This is a genomic window from Erythrobacter sp. SN021 (assembly GCF_021864455.1).
Genome location: NZ_JAKKUW010000005.1, coordinates 1 through 20,746, shown reverse-complemented (window position 1 = coordinate 20,746; position 20,746 = coordinate 1). Strand labels below are relative to the sequence as shown.

The following is a 20,746-nucleotide window of genomic DNA, read 5'->3' as shown; positions in this document are numbered from 1 at the left end:
GCCATGACAGGATTTCCTGTTGCGGCTCTATCCATATCGGGCAATGAGGCGCGCATGCTTGACCAACTCGAAGCCCAATCACCCGACGCGCTGCTCGCGCTCATCAAGATGCACGCCGAAGATCCGCGCGAGGACAAGATCGACCTCGGCGTGGGTGTCTATCGCACGAATGACGGCGCCACCCCGGTTTTCCGCGCTATCAAGGCGGCGGAACAGCGACTGGTCGATACGCAGGATTCCAAGAGCTATCTCGGGCCGGAAGGCGATACCGGCTTCGTCCACGCGTTGAAGCCCTATATCTTCGGCAAGAACGCCACCATGAGCGGACGTATCGAGGGCATGCAGACCCCCGGTGGTACCGGCGCGGTACGCCTCGCCGTGGCGCTGGCCAAGGCTGCGGGGGTCACGCGGATCCATCTCGGTGTGCCGAGTTGGCCCAATCACGCACAGATCCTGCAGGATGTGGGGGTCGAAACCACCACCTTCCACCATGCCAAGGATGACGGCACAGCCGATATCGACGCGTTGCTCGATGCGATCGGCAAGGCGCGCGAAACCGATGCGGTGCTGCTGCACGGGTGCTGCCACAACCCCACCGGGGTCGACTATACCGACGAGCAGTGGGAGCAGATTGCCCAGGCCTTTGCCGTCAAGGGCATCCTGCCGATCCTCGACGTTGCCTATCATGGGCTCGGACACGGGCTCGAGGAGGATGTCGCGGGAGTGCGCAAAGTGCTCGCCAAAGTGCCCGAGGCGCTGGTGGCCTATAGCTGCGACAAGAACTTCGGCCTTTACCGCGATCGTGTCGGGGCCTTTTACATGATCGCGAAAGACGCCTCCGACCTGCCCACCATTACCTCCAACGCCAATGCCCTGGCTCGGGCCAACTGGTCGATGCCGCCGGATCACGGCGGCGCGGCGGTGCGGACGGTGCTGCGGGACGAGGAGTTGACCAGGCAGTGGCTCGACGAGTTGGGCGAAATGCGTGCGCGCATGCGGCGGGTGCGCGCGCGGCTGGCGGCGGCAGACAATGAGGCGCCCGGCCTCAATCTCGCCGCGCTGGGCAAGCAGAACGGTCTGTTCGCCATGCTGCCGCTTTCGAAGGATCAGATCGCCAGGCTGCGCGAAGACCACGGCGTCTACATGGCCGGGTCGGGCCGGATCAATGTGGCCGGCCTCCATGAAGGCAACACGCCCAAGTTCATCGCCGCGCTGGCGGACGTCACGAAGGGCTAGGCGAGGATGGATCGTCAGCCGACTCTCGAGACCGAGCGGCTGGTGATCCGTCCGCTTGGGGAAGGGGATCGCGAGGCACTCTACGCAGTCGCCTCCGATCCCGGAGTGTGGGAACAGCACCCGATCCACGACCGCTGGCGGCGCGAGATCTTCGATCGCTTTTTCGGCGACGGGCTGGCGAGCGGCGGAGCGCTGGCGGTAGTGGACAAGCGCGACGGTTCGATCATCGGCTCCACCCGGTACGACAAATACGATCCGGACGAGGGCGGAGTGGTCGAGATCGGCTGGACCTTCCTCGCGCCCCGGTACTGGGGCAAGGGCATCAATCCCGAGATGAAGCGTGCCATGCTGGCCTACGCGTTTCAAAGCGTGGCGCTGGTCGAGTTTCGCGTAGGCGACACCAACTACCGTTCGCGCAATGCGCTCGAAGCGATCGGCGCGGTGCGTACCGACCGGTACGAGCTTGAGAAGTACCAAGGCAAACGCGTGGTCCACCTCGTCTATGAAATCACCCGGGAAAGCTTCGAGCGAGGCCCGCTCGCCTGAATTCGGGCTGAAAGGTCGGCGCGCGGGTAAGGTGTTCACGGTCCTTGACCAAATTCCGCTTTATCTTGCGTCACGGCCTGCTAATGAGAATGCTTCTCAACAAGAGGATATCTCCCAATGCGTAAGCTGGTACTTGCCGCCGCCCTTTCGGGCACCATGGTCACTCTTGCCGCCTGCTCGGGCGGTGCCGATGAAGCGGCAGAAGCCGAAGCTCCGACAGCCGTCGAAACGACCGAGGCGACCGAGGCGACCGAGGCGGCTGCCGAAGCCGCCGTGCTCGATGCGGGCACCGCCACGGTCGAACAGCTCGCCGCTGTCGAAGGCGTGAACGAGGAACTGGCCGCAGCGATCGTTGCAGGTCAGCCCTATGCCAGCGTGACCGATCTGAACGCCAAGCTGCTCGAAACGCTGAGCGCCGAAGAGGCCGCAGCGGTGCTCGAAAATGTCTTCGTTCCGGTGAATCTAAACACGGCGAGCAAGGAAGAACTGCGTCTCATTCCCGGCATGACCGACAAGATGGAGCACGAGTTCGAAGAATACCGCCCCTATGCCGATATGAGCGAATTCGATCGCGAAATCGGCAAATATGTCGACGAGGCGGAAGTCGCCCGCTTCAGGAACTACGTCACTCTCTGACGGCGCTGCAACATTACCCTTACGATCTCGATCGCGGCCAGTATCCCCACATGGATCCAGGCCGTGGTCGGATCGAAGGCCGACCAGATCCAGTGCAGGAAAGTCAGGACGGCAGCCGGATAGACAAGACGGTGCAGCTTCTTCCACGAGCGCTTGAGGCGTCGGACCGAAACATCATTCGAGGTGACTGCCAGGGGGAGGAACAGGGTGAAAGCGATCCAGCCCACTAGAATGTAGGGCGTCGACAGCTCGGCGAAGATCAGATCGGGCGAAGCTTTCCTCACCAGATAGATCAACGTGTGACCCGCGGCATAGGCGAAGCTGGCCACACCCAGGTCCCGGCGGCGCCGCATCAGCCAGCCGGTCCAGCGCTGCTGGCGGAACATGAGCCTCAGCGGGGTGACGGCCATCGTCGCCATCAAAAGCCATGCAGCCCAGTCGCCGGTATCGCCGATGGCATGCCCATAGCCATAGCTATTGGGGGTTACTGCCCAGCGCCAGGCGATCCATAGCCCGGGCAGGGCGAGGATTAGCCACAGCAGCGGCCGAGACGTGACGAGGGATCTCAGCAGGGGCCTGGACCGCACGGTCAGTTGGCGAGGCTTTGCATTCGCTTGAGATAGCGCGCGAGCACATCGATTTCGAGATTGACCGCATCGCCTTCGGACAAATCGCCCAAGGTCGTCACTTCACCCGTATGCGGAATTATGTTGAGTGCGAAGCGGACATCGCCATTGGGCTCGTCCTCGACCTCGTTCACGGTCAGCGAGACACCGTCGACGGTGATCGAGCCTTTCTCCGCGACATAGGGCGCGATGTCTTCACCGGCGAGGATTTCCAGCCGGGTCGAGCCACCGATGTCCTCGGCCAGCGCTACACGCCCGACCGCATCGACGTGACCGGTGACCAGATGCCCGCCAAGTTCGTCGCCCAGCCGCAGGGCTGGTTCGAGGTTGAGCCTGCGGTCCTTGCGCCACTGGTCCTGTGCCGTGCGGCTTACTGTCTCGCCAGAGACATCGACAGCGAACCAGGCATCGCCCTCCTGCCCGCCCTTTTCGACCACCGTCAGGCAAACGCCCGAACAGGCGATGGAGGCGCCGATATCGATCCCGGCCGGGTCCCACGGACAGCTTATGACGACACGCAGGTCGCCCTCCGTCTCGATGCTCTTGATGATGCCGATGGCTGTGACGATCCCGGTGAACATGCGTGCTCCTGGCTAACGCTCTATTTCTGGCGCAGGCGGCTGTAGGCTTCGAAGCTGTCGCTGCCAAGCTGGCGGCGTTCCTCAAGCGCCCATCTGCCGTGTGCATCGGCAAGGGCACCAAGCCCGATATCGCCGACAGCCGCATACCCATTGCCGATCACGATGGGCGCACGGTAAATCTCGAGGCGGTCGACGAGGTCCGCAGACAGAAAGCTTGCGGCGATATTCGCGCCGGCCTCGACATAGAGATAGAAGGCATCGAGTGTTTCGATCTGCTCGGGTGTGTTGATGACCTTCACCCCATGGGGGGGCACGCCGCGCGTCAGCACCGCGCGCTGCGGGCTGCGCTGCTCCAGTCCGGGGAGGCGCACGTCGAGCCTGGGCTTGTCGCTGCGCCATGTCCCGCCACCGACCAGGATCGCATCGGCCCCCGCGCGGCGCGCATGGACATGGGCACGGGCCACATCGCCGGTAATCCACTGGCTTTCGCCGCTGGCCATGGCGATACAGCCGTCCAGCGACATGGCGATCTTCATCGTGACATGCGGGCGCCGCTGGCGCGCGCGCATGAGATAGCCGACAAGACTTGCCTCGGCAGCGCGGCTGGCGAGAAGGGCGGTTTCGATCCCGGCCTCGCGCAGACGGGCTAGCCCGTTCCCGGCGGTACGCGGATCGGGATCCTCGACACCGGCGACGACCCGCGCGATCCCCGCTTCGACCAGCAGATCGCTGCAGGCCGGGCCGCGCAAGGAACGATGGGCACAGGGTTCCAGCGTGACATAGGCCGTCGCTCCGCGCGCCTTCTCGCCCGCCTGGTGGAGTGCGGCTGCCTCGGCATGGGGGCGTCCGCCGGCGGCCGTCCAGCCGCGACCGACGACTTTGCCGTGCTTGACAATAATGCACCCGACCCCGGGATTGGGGTAGCTGATGGGCCGCGCGCGCATCGACAGGCGCGCGGCAGCATCGAGCCAGCGCGCGTCAGTCGCCCGCGCTGTCAACCGCCTGGCCTGCCTGATAAAATTCGCGCCGCTGCGCAGCGGCTTCGGCCGCTTCGCGCTCGCGTTCCATGGCCGCTTCGCGTTCCATCGCGTCGACATCGAGCCCCGTGGCCCGGCCGAGCGATTTATACGCTTCTATCTTGCGTCTTTCCAGTTCGGCGCGTTCCGCTTCCAGCGCATCCTTGCGCTGCTGGTTGGCAATGTTCGACTGGCGGATATCTTCCTCGCTCCGCCCTTCCGCGAAGGTCGAGATATAGGTTACCTCAGGCGCATCGGGCGGGCGAAAATGCGATTCCTGCGACAGCAGCGCGAGCCCGGTTGCGGGGATCGCGAAAGACACTGCCAGCAGCGGCCAGCGATAGGGACGCGGCTCGCGGACATAGTCCCACAGATCGGCAAACCCGGCCTTGGCATTGAAACGTGTCTTGAGACGCATGACGCTAAAGATAGGGGCTTTCGATGAATGGCGCCAGTATTGGCTAACCGAATGTCGCGTATAGACTGCGCCCGTGGTGGCGCAGCCAGTGGTTCGCCATATCGATATCGTCTTCGTAAAGCTTGCCGAGCAATGTGTGGAAGGCGGTCGAATGGTCGAAATGCACGAGATGCGCGACTTCGTGCGCGACGACCGAGCGCCGAATGGGGTCGGGAGCTTGAACCAAGCGCCAGTTGAAGCGCAATACGCCTTGCGAAGAACAACTGCCCCAGCGGCGGCGCGCGCGGCTCAGCCTGACTTCGGCAGTTTCCAGATCGCCGCGTGCACAGTAATGAGCCGCCTCCTCCGCGAACAAGCGCAGCGCCTCGCCCTCGAGCCAGCGCTGAAGCCGTTTGCCGAGCGTTTCCTCCGGCCCGCCCAATGTGAGCATTCCGCCGTTGAAGTCGGCCTTTCGCGGCGCATCCCTGCGCCAGTCCACGCCGATTTCCGCGCCCCGGTACAGCAGCTTGCCCTCACGGGCGGGATTGCGCCGTCGGGGCAGCCTGGCAAGCTCGTCGGCGAGCCATTCGCGCCGGGCATGGGCGAAATCGACCGCCTCGGCGCTGCGGCACCAGTAGGGCAGGGTGATGCGCACCGCGCTGCCATCGGGCGCCAGCCGCATGGTCAGCCGCCTGGCGCGGCGATTGCGGGCGAGCTGGATGGGCAGTTCGCGCCCATCCAGCTCGATCACCGGCTCCTGCGCTTCGCGGCGGAGCCAGTCGATCATGCCGCCGCCTCGTCGTCGTGCTCGTCTTCGTCCCAGTCGACGACATGATGCTCGAGCGGGCCTGCCATGTCCTCGCTCACCACCCGGCCCGCCACCGAAATTCCGGCGCGCACAACCCCCTCGCGATCGCCGGTCAGAAGATAATGCCAGCGCGGCAAGGGGAGCCCATCCGCTCGTCGGCGATAGGCGCAGGTCGAAGGCAGCCAGCTCACGTCGTCGACGATTTTCAGCGTGAGCCTCAGGCAGTCGGGCACGAAGGCCTTGCGATGTCTATAATCGGTGCAGCGCGCGGTTTGTGTATCGAGCAGTCTGCACGCCACATTGGTGTGTTCGATCTCGCCCGTATCCTCATATTCGACCTTGTGCAGGCAGCAGCGCCCGCAGCCGTCGCACAGGGCTTCCCATTCCTCGGCGTTCAGATCGGCCAAGGGCCGTTCCCAGAAGCGGTCCCTCAACGCACCCATTTTTCCAGCTCCGCCGCGACTGCTTCCGGACCTTCGTCGGTCGGCAGCATGGCCAAGGGCTCTCCTTCGGGGCCGAAGAGGTAGGTGATGTTTGTATGGCCGACCAGATAGCCCCCATTGTCCTGCTTCTCGCCGATCGAATAGGTTGCGGCGAATGAAGAGGTGATCCGATCGAGCTCTTCCTTCGTGCCGGTCATGCCGATCAGGCGCGGGTGGAAATTATCAGTGAATTCGGCGAGCACTTCAGGCGTGTCGCGTTCCGGATCGACACTGATGAACAAGGGTTGGATCTTGGCGCCGAGCTCCGGATTGGCTTTCTCGAAGGCTTTCAATCCCGCCATGGCGCGCTGCGTGTCGACCGGACAGACATCGGGGCAAAAAGTGTACCCGAAATAGAGCGTGCGGTACTGGCCGGTGAAATCGGCCCAGCTTACGGGCTGGCCGCCTTCGCCAGTCAGCGTGAAATCGCCGCCGATGGCCGCACCGGCGAGAGGTGGTTCAGGGGGTGTTTCCGCCTGGCAAGCTGTCAGCATGAGAAGGGCGGCGATCAAAGGAGTATGGTTGCGGGGCATGGTGTGAGGGTTCATGGTCTGCTAACCGGCGCTCGACAAGAGCTAGTCGGCCATAGAATTGCGGATAGTAGGGGCTTGCACACGGTGAAACGTTTCGTGAAATTTTCTCTGTTGGCCGCGCTGGCCGGATCGCTGATTGCAGGCCCGGTCCATGCGCAGATGCAGCGCGACGGGTATAAATTCCTCGAGGCGGTCAAGGAGCGCGACGGCACGCAAGTGACCGAATTCCTTTCCGAACCCGGCAGTGTACTGGTCAATACACGTGATGTCGTCAGTGGAGAAACCGCGCTGCATATCGTGACCCAGCGGCGCGATGCGGTGTGGCTGCGTTTCCTGCTGGCCAAGGGCGCCAATCCCAACATCGCCGACAAGAACGGGACCACGCCGCTGCAACTTGCTTCCCAGTTGGGATTTACCGAGGGGGTCGAGGTGTTGGCCGAAGGGGGCGCCGATGTGGACGTGCCCGACAGCACGGGCGAAACGCCGCTGATTGCAGCGGTGCACCGGCGCGACAGCGGTCTTGTCCGGTTGTTGATCGACAAGGGTGCGAATGCCGACCGGGCCGATAATTCGGGGCGCACCGCCCGCGATTATGCGATGTTGCTGGGCGCGCGCTCCAGTATGCTCGAGGAAATCGAGCGGGCCGAGGCCGAGCGCGGCGACAAGGCGCAAGCCTATGGGCCGAGCTGACCGATGGAGGTAGAAGACCTTACGCTCGACGAGCTGCGGCTCGCGCTTGCTCCCGGCATTGCGGAAGCGGCGGTGTTCGATGGCTGGAGCAATGAAGCACTCGATATGGCCGCCGATCAGTTTGGCGCCGATCGCGACGTCGCCCGACTCGCCTTCAAGGACGATGGCGCCATGGGCATGATCTGCGCGTGGATCGAAACCATCGACCGGCAGATGGCGATCGACCTGCCTGCCGAGAAACTCGCCGAGATGAAGATCCGCGAACGGATCCGCAGCCTGATCCAATATCGTCTCGATGCTGTGGCGGATTTGGAGGAATCGCTGCGTCGCGCGCTTGCGATCATGGCAATGCCCCAGAATGCGGCGCGGGCACTGAGGACCGGCTGGAGCAGCGCCGACGCGATGTGGCGGCTCGCCGGGGACACCGCGACCGATTACAACCACTATACCAAGCGGGCGATTCTCGCCTCGATCTACGGCGCGACGCTGGCTATCTTCGTCGATGACGAGAGCGAAGGGAAGGCCGAAACCAGAGCTTTTCTGGGCCGCCGGATCGACGGCGTGATGAAATTCGAAAAGGCAAAGGCGAAATGGCTCAACCCCGAGCGTGAGTCCTTTAGCATGTCACGCTTCCTCGGGCGGCTGCGATACCCAGCGCGCTAGGCCGCTATTGATAACCAGTTGCAACAAGCGCCGACATCTGACAGGGCGGCGCGTATGACGCTCGATGGGTTCGAACACGACAAGGCCGCGCGAATCGTTGCGGTGGACTGGGCCGTGCTGGCCGAGGATGAAGGTAAGCGCCTGAAGGCGCTGGGTGTGGACGAGGGGGCAGAGGTCGCCATCGTTCATCGCGGAGTTTTCGGCACACGCGATCCGCTGGCGCTGCGTATCGGGCGGATGACCATCGCTCTGCGCCGGGCGCATGCGCTCGCCATCGCGGTCGAGCCGCTATGAGCCGCGAGGACCCCGTGAAGCGCCACACAGCCGCCCTCGTTGGCAACCCCAATGCCGGGAAATCTGCGCTGTTTAATGCGCTGACAGGTGCGCGGCAGAAAATTGCCAATTATCCTGGTGTTACGGTCGAACGAAAGGCGGGGCGGCTGGCCCTGCCCGATGGCGATAGCGTCGAACTGATCGACCTGCCGGGCTCCTATAGCTTCGACGCGGCAAGCCCCGATGAAGACGTGACCCGCAAGGTCGTGCATGGCGAATTCGAAGGGGAGGCGATCCCTGAGGTGATCGTGCTCGTCCTTGATGCCTCCAACCTGGAACAGCATCTGGTCTTCGCGCAGGAAGTTCTCGAACTGGGCCGGCCCACGGTGGTCGCGCTCAATATGATCGATCTGGCCGAACGCGACGGGCTCACGCTCGATCCCGAGGCATTGTCCGAGGCTTTGGGCGTGCCGGTGGTTCCCACGGTGGCCGTCCGGCGTCGCGGCCTGGAGGAACTTGCCGCAGCGATCGCCGAAGCGGAAGCGCATGCCGACGAGGACGCCCACAAACGCTGGCACATCACCTTGCCCGAACGCAGGCTGGCGGCGAAGCACATGGCGCGCGCCGCAATCCTGTCCAAATCGACTCGTCATACGGTCGAAAACGGCATCGATCGTGTGCTGCTCAATCCATGGATCGGACCGGTGATCCTGTTCGGTCTGCTGTTCGTAATCTTCCAGGCGGTTTTCGCCTGGGCGACACCTTTCGCCGATGCGCTGGAAGGCGGTGTCGGGGCTATATCGGGCTTGGTCAGCGCCAGCCTCCCGTCCGGTTTCGTGCATGACTTCCTCGTCGAGGGGGTTCTGGCGGGTGTCGGTTCGGTGGTCGTCTTCCTACCGCAGATCGTGATCCTGTTCTTCTTCATCCTGCTGATGGAGGCGAGCGGTTACATGGCGCGCGCGGCCTTCCTGATGGACCGGCTCATGGCGGGTGTGGGCCTCAGCGGGAAAAGCTTCATTCCGCTGCTTTCCAGCTTCGCCTGCGCCATTCCGGGCATCATGGCGACGCGCAGCATCCCCGATCCCAAGGACCGGCTGACGACAATACTGGTCGCCCCGCTGATGACCTGTTCGGCGCGGCTGCCGGTTTATGCGGTAATCATCGCCGCTGTGATCCCGCAGACCACGATCGGTCCGGGGGTGGGGTTGCAGGGGCTTGTCCTCTTCGCCCTCTACATCGCCGGTATCCTCGGTGCGATGGTCGTCGCGCTGGTGCTGCGCCACACGGTGACAAGCGGGGCTGCGAGCGGCTTCATCATGGAAATGCCGCGCTATCAGCTTCCGCGTTTGAAGGACCTCGTGATCGGCCTGTGGCAACGCGCCTGGGTCTTCCTGCGCCGCGCGGGCACGATCATCTTCACGGTCACGATCGTGCTTTGGCTGATGCTGAGTTTTCCCAAGGCGGAGCCGGGTGAGAGCCAAATGGATGCAAGCGTTGCGGGCATGATTGCCGATGTGCTGCATCCGGTACTCAAGCCGATCGGCTTCAACCGCGAGATGAGCCTGGCACTGGTGCCCGCCATGGCCGCGCGCGAGGTCGCCGTTTCGGCGCTCGCCACGACCTATGCCGTCGATGCCGAGGATGAGGATCTGGCCGCCGAGGGCGTGACCGACCGGATCGCCGAATTGTGGAGCCTGCCGACCGCGCTCGCCTTCCTTGCTTGGTTCGTCTTTGCGCCGCAGTGTATTTCGACGATCGCGGTCGCCCGGCGCGAGACCAATGGCTGGAAATGGCCAGCCTTCATGGTCGGCTATCTTTTCGTACTGGCCTACGTGTTCGCGGGGCTCACATTTTGGATCGCGACGGCTCTGGGCTTGTAGCCAAGCTGATCCACTGCGGGGGAAACTCGGCAGGAACCCTAGAAGCGACTCGAAGCCTCGGTTAGGCCCTTCGCCAACAGTTTACGAAGGGACGATTCGATGGCCGGTAGCCTAAACAAAGTCATGCTGATCGGAAACCTGGGCGCCGACCCGGAAATCCGCAGCTTCCAGAATGGCGGCAAAGTTTGCAATCTGCGGCTCGCCACCACTGAAACGTGGAAGGATCGCAATACGGGTGAACGCCAGGAACGGACCGAATGGCACACCGTGGCGATTTTCTCCGAAGGTCTGGTGAGCGTTGCCGAACGCTTCCTGCGCAAGGGGAGCAAGGTCTATGTCGAAGGCCAATTGCAGACCCGCAAGTGGCAGGACCAGTCGGGTAACGATCGGTACTCGACCGAAGTTGTGCTGCGCGGTTTCAACGGGACCCTGACCATGCTCGATGGTGCATCGGGCGGCGGCGGTGGCGGGGGCCAGCGCGGCGGCTATGGCGGCGGGGGCGGAGGCGGCTCCTACGGCGGCGGTTCCTCCGGTGGCGGCAATGATGGCGACTGGAATCAGGGCGGCGGCGGATCGTCGGGCGGCGGCTCGGGCGCTGGCTCGAATTATGACGACCTCGACGATGATATTCCGTTCTAAGGTGCGCACTCTAAATGACGCGTGCGTTTCTCATTGCGATTGCGATGGCAGCGGCCTTCTTCCTTTTCGGGTGGAAGGCCGCTTGGTTTCTGGCTCAGGATAGCTGTCTCGATGCAGGTGGGCGCTGGGGCGGGCAGGAGTGCGAAGGTCTCCCGGTTACCGGCTGACGCCCTAGCCCAACTTCAGCGCCGTCAGCGCGTCGGCGAGCGGGCCGCTTGGCGCAAGGTCCTCGTCGCTCGCGATACCGGCCTGCTTTCGTGCTTCGTCGGCACCGGGACCTTCGCGATAGGGATCGATTGCAAGCGCGAGTGTTTGCGCGATCGCTTCGCCGAGGTCGAAAGTGTCTCCCTCATATTCGATTTCGTCCAAATCCTCGCTGTCGAGCTCTATTTCCTCGTCGGGGGCATAGTCTGGCACTGATCCGGCGGGCACGAACCTCAGCGTTAGCGGCTCTTCGACGTCGTAATTCAGCTCTTCACCGGTGATCGCGCAAGGCTGTTCGATGCTTGCGAACAGCTTTCCATTGGCGAGCACGGCCTCGTCTTTGGTGCCGAACTCGACCTGCGCGGAAAGGCTGGGGATCGACGTGACTCCAAAACGGTCAGCCAGTGCGGAACGTTCGGCCTCGCTCGCCTCCACCACCATTGCTCCGGCGGGCAGGGCGCGGGGTTTGACCAGGCGGCTGAGTTCGGGCGCGCTCATGCCGCGATCTCCCCCGTGCGCAGTTTTTCGACGTCGGTGCGCTCCAGCCGCGCATGCAGCGCTGCGATGCGCTGCACCAGCGCCTCGGCTTCGTCGGGCTGGGCCATGGTGACATTGCGACGCACCGCCTCGACCAGCACTTTGGGATCGGTGCGCAAGCCTTCGCGATAGGCGCCGATGCGCCCGTTCAGGCTTTCCATCAGCGCGTTGATCTTTTTCCCCACGGTGGGATCGCCGATGCCGGCTTCGCGCATCTGGCCTTCCATGTCCTCGACGAACAGTTCGGTCAGCCGAGCGGTGCTGGCCTCCATGCCGCCTTCGTCTTCCAGCCGCAGCATGACCAGTGTCAACACCAGCGTAATCATATCGTAGCGTCCCTCGATACTGTCGGCGACGCCGCACATGCGGTACCAGTCGGGATCGCGGGCTTCGGCCACGGTGCGATGCCACAGCCCGCGCCATTCCTCGCGCGGGTCGGTCTGGGTGCCGAAGAGGCGGGCGAATAAGGACACGTTTCTACTCCGTTCAGCGGCAATACAGGCCGCGATCCCCAAGCGTCCCCCATTGCCGAGTTGCATGGGCAGACGCTTTCGGATTAAGGCGTTGCCCGAGCATATAGGCAGGGGGTCGCCCGCGGCCAAGCGCCTGCCGACAGACGGAGATTTGCTGTTCCCATGAACAGGTCGAAAATTCTGGGCCTTGCCGCCATCGGCGCGGCGGCCATCGCAGCAAGCGGCTGTACCGCGATCCGCGAACCGCGCGGATATATCATCGATGCAACATTGCTGCAGACGGTCCAGCCCGGGATCGATAACCAGCGCAGTGTCGAGGGCACGCTGGGTCGCCCGACTTTCGAAAGCCAATACGGCCAGCCCACCTGGTATTATGTGTCGAGCACCACCGGGCGCAAACCTTTCGTTCGCCCACGTATCCGGGAGCATTCGGTCCTCGCGGTGAAGTTCGACGAGGCGGGCAATGTCGTGTCGGCGGAACAGACGGGTATCGACAAGGTCGTCTATCTGAGCCCAGATGGCGACGAAACGCCCACGCTGGGCCGCGAGCGGACCTTCCTCGAGGACCTGTTCGGCAATATCGGCGCGGTTGGCGCGCCGGGCGCTGCAGGCCCCGGACAATAAGGCCCGGCACACACGGCTTGATCCCGGCTTCGCGCGCCCCATATCGCGCGGCATGAGTTCACAAGACGATCGCCACGGGCTGACCCAGTGGCATTCCACCACGATCATCGGCGTCAAGCGCGGCGATAGCACTGTGATTGCCGGGGACGGACAGGTCTCTATGGGCAATACGGTAATGAAGCCCAATGCGAAAAAGGTTCGCCGGATCGGCGAGGGTGGCAAGGTCGTCGCCGGGTTCGCTGGCGCCACCGCCGATGCCTTCACCCTGTTCGAACGTCTCGAAAAGAAGCTCGAACAGCATAACGGCCAGCTTCTGCGCGCCGCAGTCGAGCTGACCAAGGACTGGCGCATGGACAAATACCTGCGCAATCTCGAAGCGCTGATGATCGTCGCGGACGAGGAAAACCTGCTGGTCCTTACCGGCAATGGCGACGTGCTCGAACCCGAAGGCGGTATCGCTGCGATCGGTTCAGGTGGGAATTACGCGCTCTCGGCCGCCAAGGCGCTGGTCGACTACGAAGACGATGCGGAAACCATCGCGCGCAAGGCCATGGCGGTCGCCGCCGATGTGTGCGTGTTCACCAATGGAAATGTGACCGTCGAAACGGTCTGAGGAACTCATGGACAATCTGACCCCCAAGGCCATCGTCGCCGCGCTGGACGACCACATTATCGGCCAGAAGGATGCCAAGCGCGCGGTTGCCGTGGCGCTGCGCAATCGTTGGCGGCGCCAGCGGCTCGGCCCCGAGCTGCGCGACGAGGTGACGCCCAAGAACATCCTGATGATCGGCCCCACCGGCTGCGGCAAGACCGAGATCAGCCGACGCCTGGCGAAGCTTGCCGAAGCGCCCTTCATCAAGATCGAAGCGACCAAGTTCACCGAGGTCGGCTATGTCGGCCGCGACGTCGACCAGATCGCCCGCGATCTGGCGGAAGAGGCGATCCGGCTCGAAAAGGAACGCCGCCGCGAGGCGGTGCGCGAGGCTGCCAGCGAGGCGGCGATGGAGCGCCTGCTCACTGCGCTCGTCGGTGACAATGCCAGCGAGGCGACGCGCGAGGCGTTCCGCCAGCGCATCGTCGAAAATGCGATGAACGACACCGAGGTCGAGATCGACGTGCGCGAACAGCCGGGCCAGCAGATGGATATTCCCGGCATGCCCGGCGGCGTGGGCATGATCGATTTGAGCGACATGCTCGGCAAGGCGATGGGCAAGAGCCCGATGAAACGCCGCAAGCTGAAGGTGCCCGATGCCTGGGACCGGCTCGTCGACGAGGAAGCCGAAAAACGGATGGACCAGGACGATGTCAATCGCGTCGCGCTGGAGAATGCCGAGACCAACGGTATCGTCTTCCTCGACGAGATCGACAAGATCGCCGTCTCGGACGTGCGCGGTGGATCGGTCAGCCGCGAAGGCGTGCAACGCGACCTGCTGCCGCTGATCGAGGGCACCACGGTCGCCACCAAATACGGCCCGATGAAGACCGATCACGTGCTCTTCATCGCTTCGGGGGCATTCCACGTCGCCAAGCCGTCGGACATGCTACCCGAATTACAGGGCCGCCTGCCGATCCGCGTCGAGCTGCGCGCGCTGACCGAAGAGGATTTCGTGCGTATCCTGAAAGAAACGCGCGCCAACCTCGTCGAGCAATACACAGCGCTGATCGGCACCGAGGACGTGACGCTTGACTTCACCGAGGATGCGATCGCCGAGGTCGCCAAGCTGGCGGCGCGCGTCAACGAAACGGTCGAGAACATCGGTGCCCGCCGCTTGCAGACCGTGATGGAACGCCTGCTGGAAGACATCAGCTTCGAGGCCGAGGAGCATGAGGGCGAGACGATCACGATCGACGCAGATTACGTGCGCGAACGGCTGGAGACGCTCGTCGGCGACGCCGACCTGAGCAAGTATATTCTCTGATGACCGGCCCGGTGCGCAATGGCCGGGCGATGATCGCCGCCATGGCACCCCGGCTCGACCCGCGCAGTTGGCGCTTCGTCCTTGTCGCGCCCGACACCGCCCCGCAATTGCTCGGTGCGGCGACCGGCACGTTTCGCGAGGGTGAGAGTGTGTCCGCGATCGTACCGTCACAGCTAGCCGATGAACTAGGGATCGAAGGACCCGACTTCGCGCACATCACGCTGATGGTACATTCCGACCTCGGAGGCGTCGGGCTCACCGCCGCAGTCGCGAGCGCGCTCGCCGATGCCGGGATCGCCTGCAACATGGTCGCGGCTTACCACCACGACCATGCCTTCGTGCCTGCTGCCCGTGGCGAGGAGGCTCTCGCTATTCTCGAAAGGCTATCCTCCGATCAGGGGTGAGGTGCCAACCCGCTTTCCACACCGGTCTTGTCGGTCAGGGCAAACTTGTCGACCAGATCGGCACTGGCGCGGTTGAGGCCGACCACCTTCACGCTGCGGCCGTGGCGGCGCATGCGTTCGACCACCTTGTCGAGCGCTCCGATCGCCGAGATGTCCCAGAAATGCGCCTTGGACACGTCGATCACCACGTGATCGGCGGGGTCCGGCATGGCGCCTTCCGGGCCGAGAGCAGCTTCGAAGCGTTCGACGCTGGCATAGAAGATCTGACCCTTGGCACGGTAGACGGCCTTGTCGCCGTGGCGTTCGCGCACGACCTCGAACATGGTCATCACCTTGTGGGTGAAAAACACACCCGACAGGATCACCCCAGCCAGTACGCCAAGCGCTAGATTGTGGGTGGCAACCACGACCACGACAGTCGTGACCATCACGACCGAAGACTGCCACGGATGCTTGGACAGGTTGGGAATCGAATTCCACGAGAAGGTGCCGATCGACACCATGATCATGATCGCCACCAGCGCGGGCATCGGTACCTGGCCGACCAGATCGCCGAGCAGCGCCAGCAGGATCAGCAGCGAAAGGCCCGCTGTGAAGGTCGACAGGCGTCCGCGCCCGCCACTGGTCACGTTGATGACCGACTGGCCGATCATCGCGCAACCGCCCATACCGCCGAACATGGCCGCGACGATGTTGGCCACGCCTTGGCCGCCGCTTTCGCGGCGCTTGTTCGAGCTGGTATGCGTCATGTCGTCGACGATCTGCGCGGTGAGCAGGCTTTCGAGCAGGCCCACGGCGGCCATGGTCGCCGAATAGGGGGCGATGATCGCCAGCGTTTCCCAGGTCAGCGGAACATCGGGCAGGGCGAAATAGGGCAGGCCCTCGGGCAGCTCGCCCATGTCGGACACGGTGTTCACCGGCGCGCCGAGCCAGATGGTGAGAGCGGTCAGCACGATGATCGCGATCAGCGGGCTGGGCACTGCGGTGGTCAGCTTGGGGATCAGGTAGATCATCGCCAATGCGGCAGCGACCATGGCATAGGTCATCCAGCCGATCCCGTCGGCGGTCGGGTCGAGCTGCGGCAGCTGCGCCATGAAGATGAGAATCGCGAGCGCATTGACGAAGCCGGTGATGACGCTGCGCGAGACGAACTGCATCAGCAGGTCGAGCCGCAACAGTGCGGCCACGCCCTGAAACACGCCCATCAGGATGGTTGCGGCGAAGAGGTATTCGACCCCGTGGTCGCGCACCAGTGGAACGACGACCACGGCCACCGCGGCAGTCGCTGCCGAGATCATGCCCGGCCGTCCGCCGGTAAAGGCGATGACCATGGCTATCGCGACCGACGCGTAGAGGCCCACGCGCGGATCGACGCCGGCGATGATAGAGAAGCCGATGGCCTCCGGGATCAGGGCGAGGGCGACAACAAGGCCCGCCAGCACATCGGCACGGATGTTGGAGAACCAGTCGCGGCGAATCGCGGCGCGGTCGAGCATGGGGTTTGTCCTGTCTGATCTGGAAAAACGCGCATGAGACGGCGCGCGAAAATTCGCTCGCCCTATGGACGATGTTGCATTGCAGCACAAGACCGGGTCGTCAGGGGCGGGCGAGGGGGACCCGTACTCAGTTCATTGTTTCGGTGGGTGTGCCTTTTTCGGCCTGCTGTCTGGCCCACATCTCGGCATAGAGGCCACGCGCTGCGAGCAGTTCCCGATGGGTGCCGCTTTCCGTCAGACGTCCATGGTCGAGTACGAGGATATGGTCGGCATCGGCAATGGTCGACAGGCGATGCGCGATGGCCAGTGTGGTGCGATCCTTCGATACACGTCGCAAGGTCGCGAGAATTTCCTGTTCGGTCCGGCTGTCCAGCGCGCTGGTCGCTTCGTCGAGCAGCAGGATCGGCGGGTCCTTGACCAGTGTGCGCGCGATGGCAACGCGCTGTTTTTCGCCGCCGGATAGTTTCAAGCCGCGCTCGCCGACTTCGGTATCGAACCCTTCGGGCAGACGCTCGATAAGCGGCAGGATCGCTGCCGCGCGCGCTGCCTGTATGACCCTTTTGACATCCGCATCGTCCCGGCCATAGGCGATGTTGTAACCGATCGTGTCGTTGAACAGCACGCTGTCCTGCGGAACGATACCGACCGCTCGCCTCAGGCTGGCCTGCGTGACCTGCGTTATGTCCTGCCCGTCGATCAGGATGCGGCCGCTCCATGGATCGTAGAAGCGGAACAGCAACCGTCCGATCGTGCTCTTGCCGGCGCCCGATGGGCCAACGATAGCCACATGACTGCCAGCAGGCACCTCGAAGCTGAGCCCGTGCAGGATCGTGCGTCCATCTTCATATCCGAACATCACTTGATCGAACACAACGGTGGGCTGTCGCACCACCAGGCCGGGGGCACCGGGTGCGTCCCGCACTTCGGGCTCCGTATCGATCAGGCGGAACATTTCGGCCATGTCGATCAGCCCTTGTCGAACTGTGCGGTAGACCATGCCGAGCATATCGAGCGGACGGAAAAGCTGGAGGAGATAGGTGTTCACCAGCACAAGATCGCCTGTGGTCAGCACGCCCTTGCTCCATTGCCAGACGGTAAACCCCATTGCGCCGCCCATCAGCAGATTCATAATGACCGCCTGGCTGATGTTCAGCAGGCCGAGCGAGTTTTCCGACCGGACTGCGGCCTCGGCAAAGGCCCGTGCCGATTCGGCGTAACGTTCGCGTTCGCGGGCCTCGGCCCCGAAGTATTTGACCGTCTCGTAATTGAGCAGGCTGTCGACCGAACGGGCCAAGGCTGTCCCGTCGAGCTCGTTCATTTGTCGCCGCAAGTCGTTGCGCCATTCGGTGATTTTGCGCGTCACATAAATATACAGTGTCACGGCCAGCGCGGTTGCTGCCACGAGTTGCCAACCGAAGTTGATATAGAAAATGATGCCGACCGCCGTCAGCTCGAGCGCGGTCGGCGCGATGTTGAACAGCAGGAAATAGAGCATGATGTCGATGCTCTTGGTGCCGCGATCGATCGTCTTGGTGACCTCACCCGTCCGGCGCGACAGATGGAAACGCAAGGATAGCTGATGGAGCCGCGAAAAGGTGTCTTCGGCGAGTTGGCGGGTGGCATCCTGGCCAACCCGTTCGAAGGTCATATTGCGCAGATTATCGAACACCACCGCTGCAAGGCGCCCGGCCGCATAGGCAATGACCAGTGCAAGCGCGGCCATGGCCGCCTCGTTGGTCGGCGTGGTCATCGAATCGACCGCACCTTTATAGGCAAAAGGCAGTGCCAGCATCGTACCCTTGGCCAGCAGCACGAACAGCATGGCCCCCACGATTCGGCGGCGCAAATTCGGATTGTTCGCAGGCCACAGATAGGGAAGGAAACGCCGGACGGTGGCCCAGCCTTCCGGATCGTTGTGCTGGGCGGGGTCGGTAGCGTCGGGCGGCATCGCCCGGCTATGTGGGGAGACCATGGCCGCGCGGCAAGGTCGGGGGCCTCTGCGCGCGAGTGGGGCCAGTCGGTTCGAAACAGGGCGCGCGCATTTTGCTTCCCAGCGGCCTGGAGGGCATCCCTGATGTCGGGCGTGGCGGTGGACAGGCTGGACGCACCTGGCGGGAGAAAGGTCGAGAAGGCCGGTCTTGGAACCTATGACGATCTTTCGATCCGCCATCCACCGGGCTGGCGCGGGCGGTTAAAGGCATCACCGCCCTGCGCGGCGATCGAATACCGGTCTTGTCAGGGTAGCGGGGTTGGGGCGACCGCGGCACGCGGACTGCGCAGCATCCGTAGGCTGTCCTTCACGATTTGCGGCCACAGGACGAATAGCGTAGCGGCATAGACTGCCGCGCCCGAGATGGCGAGAATGGCGAGAACCGCCGCAGCGTGAAGGTCGCTCGGCAGCATGCTGCGGAGGCCCAACACGCTGGCGGCCATGATCGCGCAGCCGATCGTCGAGGGCACAGCCGTGGCGACAAACCGCCCCGCGCCGAATTTCATGCGGGGCAGGATGAGGGCAAGAGTGACCAGCAATAGCGTGGGGGCCGCGAACCACCACGCTTTGACCAGTCCCGGGGCTCCGTACCGGATGCCGATGAGGAATGCGCTCGCGAAGATCGCCGCGCCGGCAATGTTCGTCGCCAGATAAATGCGTTCTTTTCCGATGGCCGTCACGGTGGGCGAGCAGATGATCTGCACTGCCATCAACGGCATCACGATGGCGAGCCCGGATACATAGGGGGCCATGGCGACCCACTTCTCTCCAAACACCACCAGAATTGCTTCGGGTGCGGTCAGCGCCAGGCCGATATAGATCGGGCTGACCACCAATAGCACACTGCGTACCGTCCGCTCGAAATAGGGCGCCAGGCTGCGTCCGGCCTTGTGCAATTCGGCATAGGCGGGAAAGGCTACGTCATTGAGCGGGGGGATGAACCGCCCCGTTACGATCAGCGTCAGAAACAGGGCTTCGGAATACAGCCCGAGCTCGTATGTGCTGAGCACGCGGCCCGCGATAAAGATGTCGCTCTGGCTCTGGATGATCCAGAAGAACTGGCACACCGTCAGAACACCCCCGAAGCTGATCATCCGTCCTGCACCTCGAAGGTCGAAGACCGGCATTACCCACAGCCGCGCGGCTATGGTGACCATCAGTCCCCGCACGAAAAAGGCCGCGATCGGAGCGAAGATCAGTGCCCACACGCCATAATCGAGCAGGGCGAGGACGAGCGCGGTGACCGCCCCGACGATGGCCGATGCCATGTTCGCGATGCCCTGGCTGCGGAACTCCAGCCTGCGTGATAGCAGTGCCGTGGGCAGCGCGGTGAAAGGAATCGTCAGGAAGATCAGCGCCTGGACCCGCAGCAGATCGGCGACGGCCGGTTGCCCGTAATAATCCGCTGCCACGGGCGCGAGGACAAGCTGGATCGCGGCAAGCATCGTATTGGTCAGCAAGAGCACGGCAAAGACCTGGCCGATTTCGCGCCGACCTATCTTGTCCGCCTGGATGAGAGAGCTGGCGAAACTCCAGCCATTGAGGAAGTTGAGCGCCGTGACGAAGACCTGGCTCATGGCGAACAGGCCGTAGTCCGAAGGGTCGAGGAGGCGCACGACCATGATCGTCGAGCCCCAGGTGATGAGTTGTGCGAACAGTTGGCTGCCCCATCTCCATGCGAGCGCCTTGCGTACGCGCGCGCCGAAACCCTCGGGTGGTTCCTGCTCACTGACCCCACTGATCCTCATCGGGTGATTGCTAGGCGCCTTTCGATTGGAATGCGAGCGATCAGATTCGGCCTGGGGTAGTGACTCGGCGTGATGAATGAGGGGAATCGCTCCGAATCCAGGCGCTCCCTCGCAGGGTGTGGTTGAAAGCCACCGCACACACCCTATATGTACTTCAGGCGCCGCCAGTGGAAACCGGCGCATTTCTGCGGATTTGCCGTGAAACTGAAACAATTTCGCAAAAAGGCGTTGACCGGATCCGGGTGTGCTCCTAGATGGCCCTCACCGACGCGGCGCTGACGGCTTTCACCGTTCGCTGTATTGGTCGCCAACATAATCGGATAGCCGGTCCCCCGGTGTAAGTCG

The 20,746-nt window shown here is 63.4% G+C and carries 26 protein-coding genes; 13 read left to right on the top strand and 13 right to left on the bottom strand.

What is annotated here, in order from left to right; all coding sequences use genetic code 11:
• The first annotated feature begins 54 nt into the window (after positions 1-54).
• The 3 genes from L5849_RS11630 to L5849_RS11620 all read left to right on the top strand — a co-directional run bounded on the left by L5849_RS11630 (position 55) and on the right by L5849_RS11620 (position 2,418).
• The gene (locus tag L5849_RS11630) at positions 55-1,236 is read left to right on the top strand and encodes an aromatic amino acid transaminase (RefSeq protein WP_236925711.1); all 1,182 of its coding nucleotides are present in this window, start codon (positions 55-57) and stop codon (positions 1,234-1,236) included.
• A gap of 6 nt (positions 1,237-1,242) precedes the next feature.
• On the top strand, positions 1,243-1,782 hold the full coding sequence (locus L5849_RS11625; RefSeq protein WP_236925710.1) for a GNAT family N-acetyltransferase: 540 nt from the start codon (positions 1,243-1,245) through the stop codon (positions 1,780-1,782).
• Positions 1,783-1,899: 117 nt separating this feature from the next.
• Complete coding sequence (locus L5849_RS11620; RefSeq protein WP_236925709.1) at positions 1,900-2,418, top strand: helix-hairpin-helix domain-containing protein; 519 nt, start codon at positions 1,900-1,902, stop codon at positions 2,416-2,418.
• On the opposite strand, the gene L5849_RS11615 is transcribed toward L5849_RS11620, so the two are convergent.
• The 7 genes from L5849_RS11615 to L5849_RS11585 are packed head-to-tail and all read right to left on the bottom strand — an operon-like array spanning position 2,403 to position 6,861.
• Positions 2,403-3,005, bottom strand: coding sequence for a ferric reductase-like transmembrane domain-containing protein (locus L5849_RS11615; RefSeq protein ID WP_236925708.1), 603 nt, complete (start codon positions 3,003-3,005; stop codon positions 2,403-2,405). The genes L5849_RS11620 and L5849_RS11615 overlap by 16 nt on opposite strands.
• A 2-nt stretch (positions 3,006-3,007) precedes the next feature.
• Positions 3,008-3,625 (bottom strand): riboflavin synthase, encoded by a 618-nt coding sequence (locus L5849_RS11610; protein ID WP_115417560.1) that lies wholly within the window; start codon positions 3,623-3,625, stop codon positions 3,008-3,010.
• Between the two features lie 20 nt (positions 3,626-3,645).
• Positions 3,646-4,623, bottom strand: coding sequence for a bifunctional diaminohydroxyphosphoribosylaminopyrimidine deaminase/5-amino-6-(5-phosphoribosylamino)uracil reductase RibD (gene ribD / locus L5849_RS11605; protein ID WP_236925707.1), 978 nt, complete (start codon positions 4,621-4,623; stop codon positions 3,646-3,648).
• Positions 4,604-5,059 carry a hypothetical protein gene (locus L5849_RS11600; protein ID WP_236925706.1) on the bottom strand — a complete coding sequence of 152 codons (456 nt, stop codon included), beginning with the start codon at positions 5,057-5,059 and terminating at the stop codon, positions 4,604-4,606. Before L5849_RS11600 ends, ribD begins: the two co-directional genes overlap by 20 nt.
• Before the next feature lie 43 nt (positions 5,060-5,102).
• Entirely contained in the window at positions 5,103-5,825 is a 723-nt protein-coding gene (locus tag L5849_RS11595; protein WP_236925705.1) for a M48 family metallopeptidase, read from the bottom strand.
• Positions 5,822-6,289: a YcgN family cysteine cluster protein gene (locus L5849_RS11590; protein WP_236925704.1), complete on the bottom strand. Its 468-nt coding sequence runs from the start codon at positions 6,287-6,289 to the stop codon at positions 5,822-5,824. Before L5849_RS11590 ends, L5849_RS11595 begins: the two co-directional genes overlap by 4 nt.
• The gene (locus L5849_RS11585) at positions 6,277-6,861 is read right to left on the bottom strand and encodes an SCO family protein (protein WP_115417553.1); all 585 of its coding nucleotides are present in this window, start codon (positions 6,859-6,861) and stop codon (positions 6,277-6,279) included. The genes L5849_RS11590 and L5849_RS11585 overlap by 13 nt, the downstream gene beginning before the upstream one ends.
• A 96-nt stretch (positions 6,862-6,957) precedes the next feature.
• On the opposite strand from L5849_RS11585, the gene L5849_RS11580 reads away from it, so the two are divergent.
• The 6 genes from L5849_RS11580 to L5849_RS11555 all read left to right on the top strand — a co-directional run bounded on the left by L5849_RS11580 (position 6,958) and on the right by L5849_RS11555 (position 11,173).
• A complete protein-coding gene (locus L5849_RS11580) occupies positions 6,958-7,551 on the top strand; it encodes an ankyrin repeat domain-containing protein (RefSeq protein ID WP_234041466.1) in 594 nt (197 codons plus the stop codon).
• Positions 7,552-7,554: 3 nt separating this feature from the next.
• Entirely contained in the window at positions 7,555-8,214 is a 660-nt protein-coding gene (locus L5849_RS11575) for a COQ9 family protein (RefSeq protein ID WP_236925703.1), read from the top strand.
• A 54-nt stretch (positions 8,215-8,268) separates the two neighbouring features.
• Positions 8,269-8,508: a FeoA family protein gene (locus tag L5849_RS11570; RefSeq protein ID WP_236925702.1), complete on the top strand. Its 240-nt coding sequence runs from the start codon at positions 8,269-8,271 to the stop codon at positions 8,506-8,508.
• Entirely contained in the window at positions 8,505-10,367 is a 1,863-nt protein-coding gene (locus L5849_RS11565; RefSeq protein ID WP_236925701.1) for a ferrous iron transporter B, read from the top strand. The genes L5849_RS11570 and L5849_RS11565 overlap by 4 nt, the downstream gene beginning before the upstream one ends.
• A gap of 99 nt (positions 10,368-10,466) precedes the next feature.
• Positions 10,467-11,006 carry a single-stranded DNA-binding protein gene (gene ssb, locus L5849_RS11560; protein ID WP_236925700.1) on the top strand — a complete coding sequence of 180 codons (540 nt, stop codon included), beginning with the start codon at positions 10,467-10,469 and terminating at the stop codon, positions 11,004-11,006.
• A gap of 14 nt (positions 11,007-11,020) precedes the next feature.
• Positions 11,021-11,173, top strand: a complete 153-nt coding sequence (locus L5849_RS11555) for a hypothetical protein (protein WP_236925699.1) — start codon at positions 11,021-11,023, stop codon at positions 11,171-11,173.
• Positions 11,174-11,177: 4 nt separating this feature from the next.
• Here the strand turns inward: L5849_RS11555 and L5849_RS11550 are convergent, their stop codons facing one another.
• Together L5849_RS11550 and L5849_RS11545 are read right to left on the bottom strand one after the other, a co-directional pair.
• Positions 11,178-11,708, bottom strand: coding sequence for a DUF177 domain-containing protein (locus L5849_RS11550; RefSeq protein WP_236925698.1), 531 nt, complete (start codon positions 11,706-11,708; stop codon positions 11,178-11,180).
• Positions 11,705-12,220 carry a ubiquinol-cytochrome C chaperone family protein gene (locus L5849_RS11545; protein ID WP_236925697.1) on the bottom strand — a complete coding sequence of 172 codons (516 nt, stop codon included), beginning with the start codon at positions 12,218-12,220 and terminating at the stop codon, positions 11,705-11,707. The genes L5849_RS11550 and L5849_RS11545 overlap by 4 nt, the downstream gene beginning before the upstream one ends.
• 162 nt (positions 12,221-12,382) lie before the next feature.
• On the opposite strand from L5849_RS11545, the gene L5849_RS11540 reads away from it, so the two are divergent.
• Genes L5849_RS11540 through L5849_RS11525 form a run of 4 tightly spaced genes read left to right on the top strand, consistent with a single transcriptional unit; the run spans position 12,383 to position 15,167 of the window.
• Positions 12,383-12,844, top strand: coding sequence for an outer membrane protein assembly factor BamE (locus L5849_RS11540; protein WP_236925696.1), 462 nt, complete (start codon positions 12,383-12,385; stop codon positions 12,842-12,844).
• Positions 12,845-12,896: 52 nt separating this feature from the next.
• Positions 12,897-13,457: an ATP-dependent protease subunit HslV gene (gene hslV, locus L5849_RS11535; RefSeq protein ID WP_115417984.1), complete on the top strand. Its 561-nt coding sequence runs from the start codon at positions 12,897-12,899 to the stop codon at positions 13,455-13,457.
• A 7-nt stretch (positions 13,458-13,464) separates the two neighbouring features.
• Positions 13,465-14,763 (top strand): ATP-dependent protease ATPase subunit HslU, encoded by a 1,299-nt coding sequence (hslU, locus tag L5849_RS11530; protein ID WP_236925695.1) that lies wholly within the window; start codon positions 13,465-13,467, stop codon positions 14,761-14,763.
• Positions 14,763-15,167: an ACT domain-containing protein gene (locus L5849_RS11525; RefSeq protein WP_236925694.1), complete on the top strand. Its 405-nt coding sequence runs from the start codon at positions 14,763-14,765 to the stop codon at positions 15,165-15,167. The genes hslU and L5849_RS11525 overlap by 1 nt, the downstream gene beginning before the upstream one ends.
• Here L5849_RS11525 and L5849_RS11520 read toward each other — a convergent pair.
• The 4 genes from L5849_RS11520 to L5849_RS11505 form a co-directional block, all read right to left on the bottom strand.
• Positions 15,158-16,663, bottom strand: a complete 1,506-nt coding sequence (locus tag L5849_RS11520; RefSeq protein ID WP_236925693.1) for a SulP family inorganic anion transporter — start codon at positions 16,661-16,663, stop codon at positions 15,158-15,160. The genes L5849_RS11525 and L5849_RS11520 overlap by 10 nt on opposite strands.
• A gap of 127 nt (positions 16,664-16,790) precedes the next feature.
• Positions 16,791-18,611, bottom strand: coding sequence for an ABC transporter ATP-binding protein/permease (locus L5849_RS11515; protein ID WP_236925692.1), 1,821 nt, complete (start codon positions 18,609-18,611; stop codon positions 16,791-16,793).
• A gap of 287 nt (positions 18,612-18,898) precedes the next feature.
• On the bottom strand, positions 18,899-20,401 hold the full coding sequence (locus tag L5849_RS11510; protein WP_236925691.1) for a lipopolysaccharide biosynthesis protein: 1,503 nt from the start codon (positions 20,399-20,401) through the stop codon (positions 18,899-18,901).
• 143 nt (positions 20,402-20,544) lie between these two features.
• On the bottom strand, positions 20,545-20,746 hold a 202-nt coding region (locus L5849_RS11505; protein WP_236925690.1), incomplete at its 5' end, for a hypothetical protein.

Bases quoted from the DNA above. Each gene is read 5' to 3' on its own strand.
- L5849_RS11625 (WP_236925710.1), top strand. From the start codon at position 1,243: ATGGATCGTCAGCCGACTCTCGAGACCGAGCGGCTGGTGATCCGTCCG.
- L5849_RS11515 (WP_236925692.1), bottom strand. From the start codon at position 18,611: ATGCCGCCCGACGCTACCGACCCCGCCCAGCACAACGATCCGGAAGGC.
- L5849_RS11630 (WP_236925711.1), top strand. From the start codon at position 55: ATGCTTGACCAACTCGAAGCCCAATCACCCGACGCGCTGCTCGCGCTC.
- L5849_RS11550 (WP_236925698.1), bottom strand. From the start codon at position 11,708: ATGAGCGCGCCCGAACTCAGCCGCCTGGTCAAACCCCGCGCCCTGCCC.
- L5849_RS11570 (WP_236925702.1), top strand. From the start codon at position 8,269: ATGACGCTCGATGGGTTCGAACACGACAAGGCCGCGCGAATCGTTGCG.
- L5849_RS11520 (WP_236925693.1), bottom strand. From the start codon at position 16,663: ATGCTCGACCGCGCCGCGATTCGCCGCGACTGGTTCTCCAACATCCGT.
- L5849_RS11565 (WP_236925701.1), top strand. From the start codon at position 8,505: ATGAGCCGCGAGGACCCCGTGAAGCGCCACACAGCCGCCCTCGTTGGC.
- ssb (WP_236925700.1), top strand. From the start codon at position 10,467: ATGGCCGGTAGCCTAAACAAAGTCATGCTGATCGGAAACCTGGGCGCC.
- L5849_RS11600 (WP_236925706.1), bottom strand. From the start codon at position 5,059: ATGCGTCTCAAGACACGTTTCAATGCCAAGGCCGGGTTTGCCGATCTG.
- L5849_RS11540 (WP_236925696.1), top strand. From the start codon at position 12,383: ATGAACAGGTCGAAAATTCTGGGCCTTGCCGCCATCGGCGCGGCGGCC.
- L5849_RS11555 (WP_236925699.1), top strand. From the start codon at position 11,021: ATGACGCGTGCGTTTCTCATTGCGATTGCGATGGCAGCGGCCTTCTTC.
- hslV (WP_115417984.1), top strand. From the start codon at position 12,897: ATGAGTTCACAAGACGATCGCCACGGGCTGACCCAGTGGCATTCCACC.
- L5849_RS11575 (WP_236925703.1), top strand. From the start codon at position 7,555: ATGGAGGTAGAAGACCTTACGCTCGACGAGCTGCGGCTCGCGCTTGCT.
- L5849_RS11595 (WP_236925705.1), bottom strand. From the start codon at position 5,825: ATGATCGACTGGCTCCGCCGCGAAGCGCAGGAGCCGGTGATCGAGCTG.
- L5849_RS11525 (WP_236925694.1), top strand. From the start codon at position 14,763: ATGACCGGCCCGGTGCGCAATGGCCGGGCGATGATCGCCGCCATGGCA.
- L5849_RS11585 (WP_115417553.1), bottom strand. From the start codon at position 6,861: ATGCCCCGCAACCATACTCCTTTGATCGCCGCCCTTCTCATGCTGACA.
- L5849_RS11510 (WP_236925691.1), bottom strand. From the start codon at position 20,401: ATGAGGATCAGTGGGGTCAGTGAGCAGGAACCACCCGAGGGTTTCGGC.
- L5849_RS11590 (WP_236925704.1), bottom strand. From the start codon at position 6,289: ATGGGTGCGTTGAGGGACCGCTTCTGGGAACGGCCCTTGGCCGATCTG.
- L5849_RS11610 (WP_115417560.1), bottom strand. From the start codon at position 3,625: ATGTTCACCGGGATCGTCACAGCCATCGGCATCATCAAGAGCATCGAG.
- hslU (WP_236925695.1), top strand. From the start codon at position 13,465: ATGGACAATCTGACCCCCAAGGCCATCGTCGCCGCGCTGGACGACCAC.
- L5849_RS11620 (WP_236925709.1), top strand. From the start codon at position 1,900: ATGCGTAAGCTGGTACTTGCCGCCGCCCTTTCGGGCACCATGGTCACT.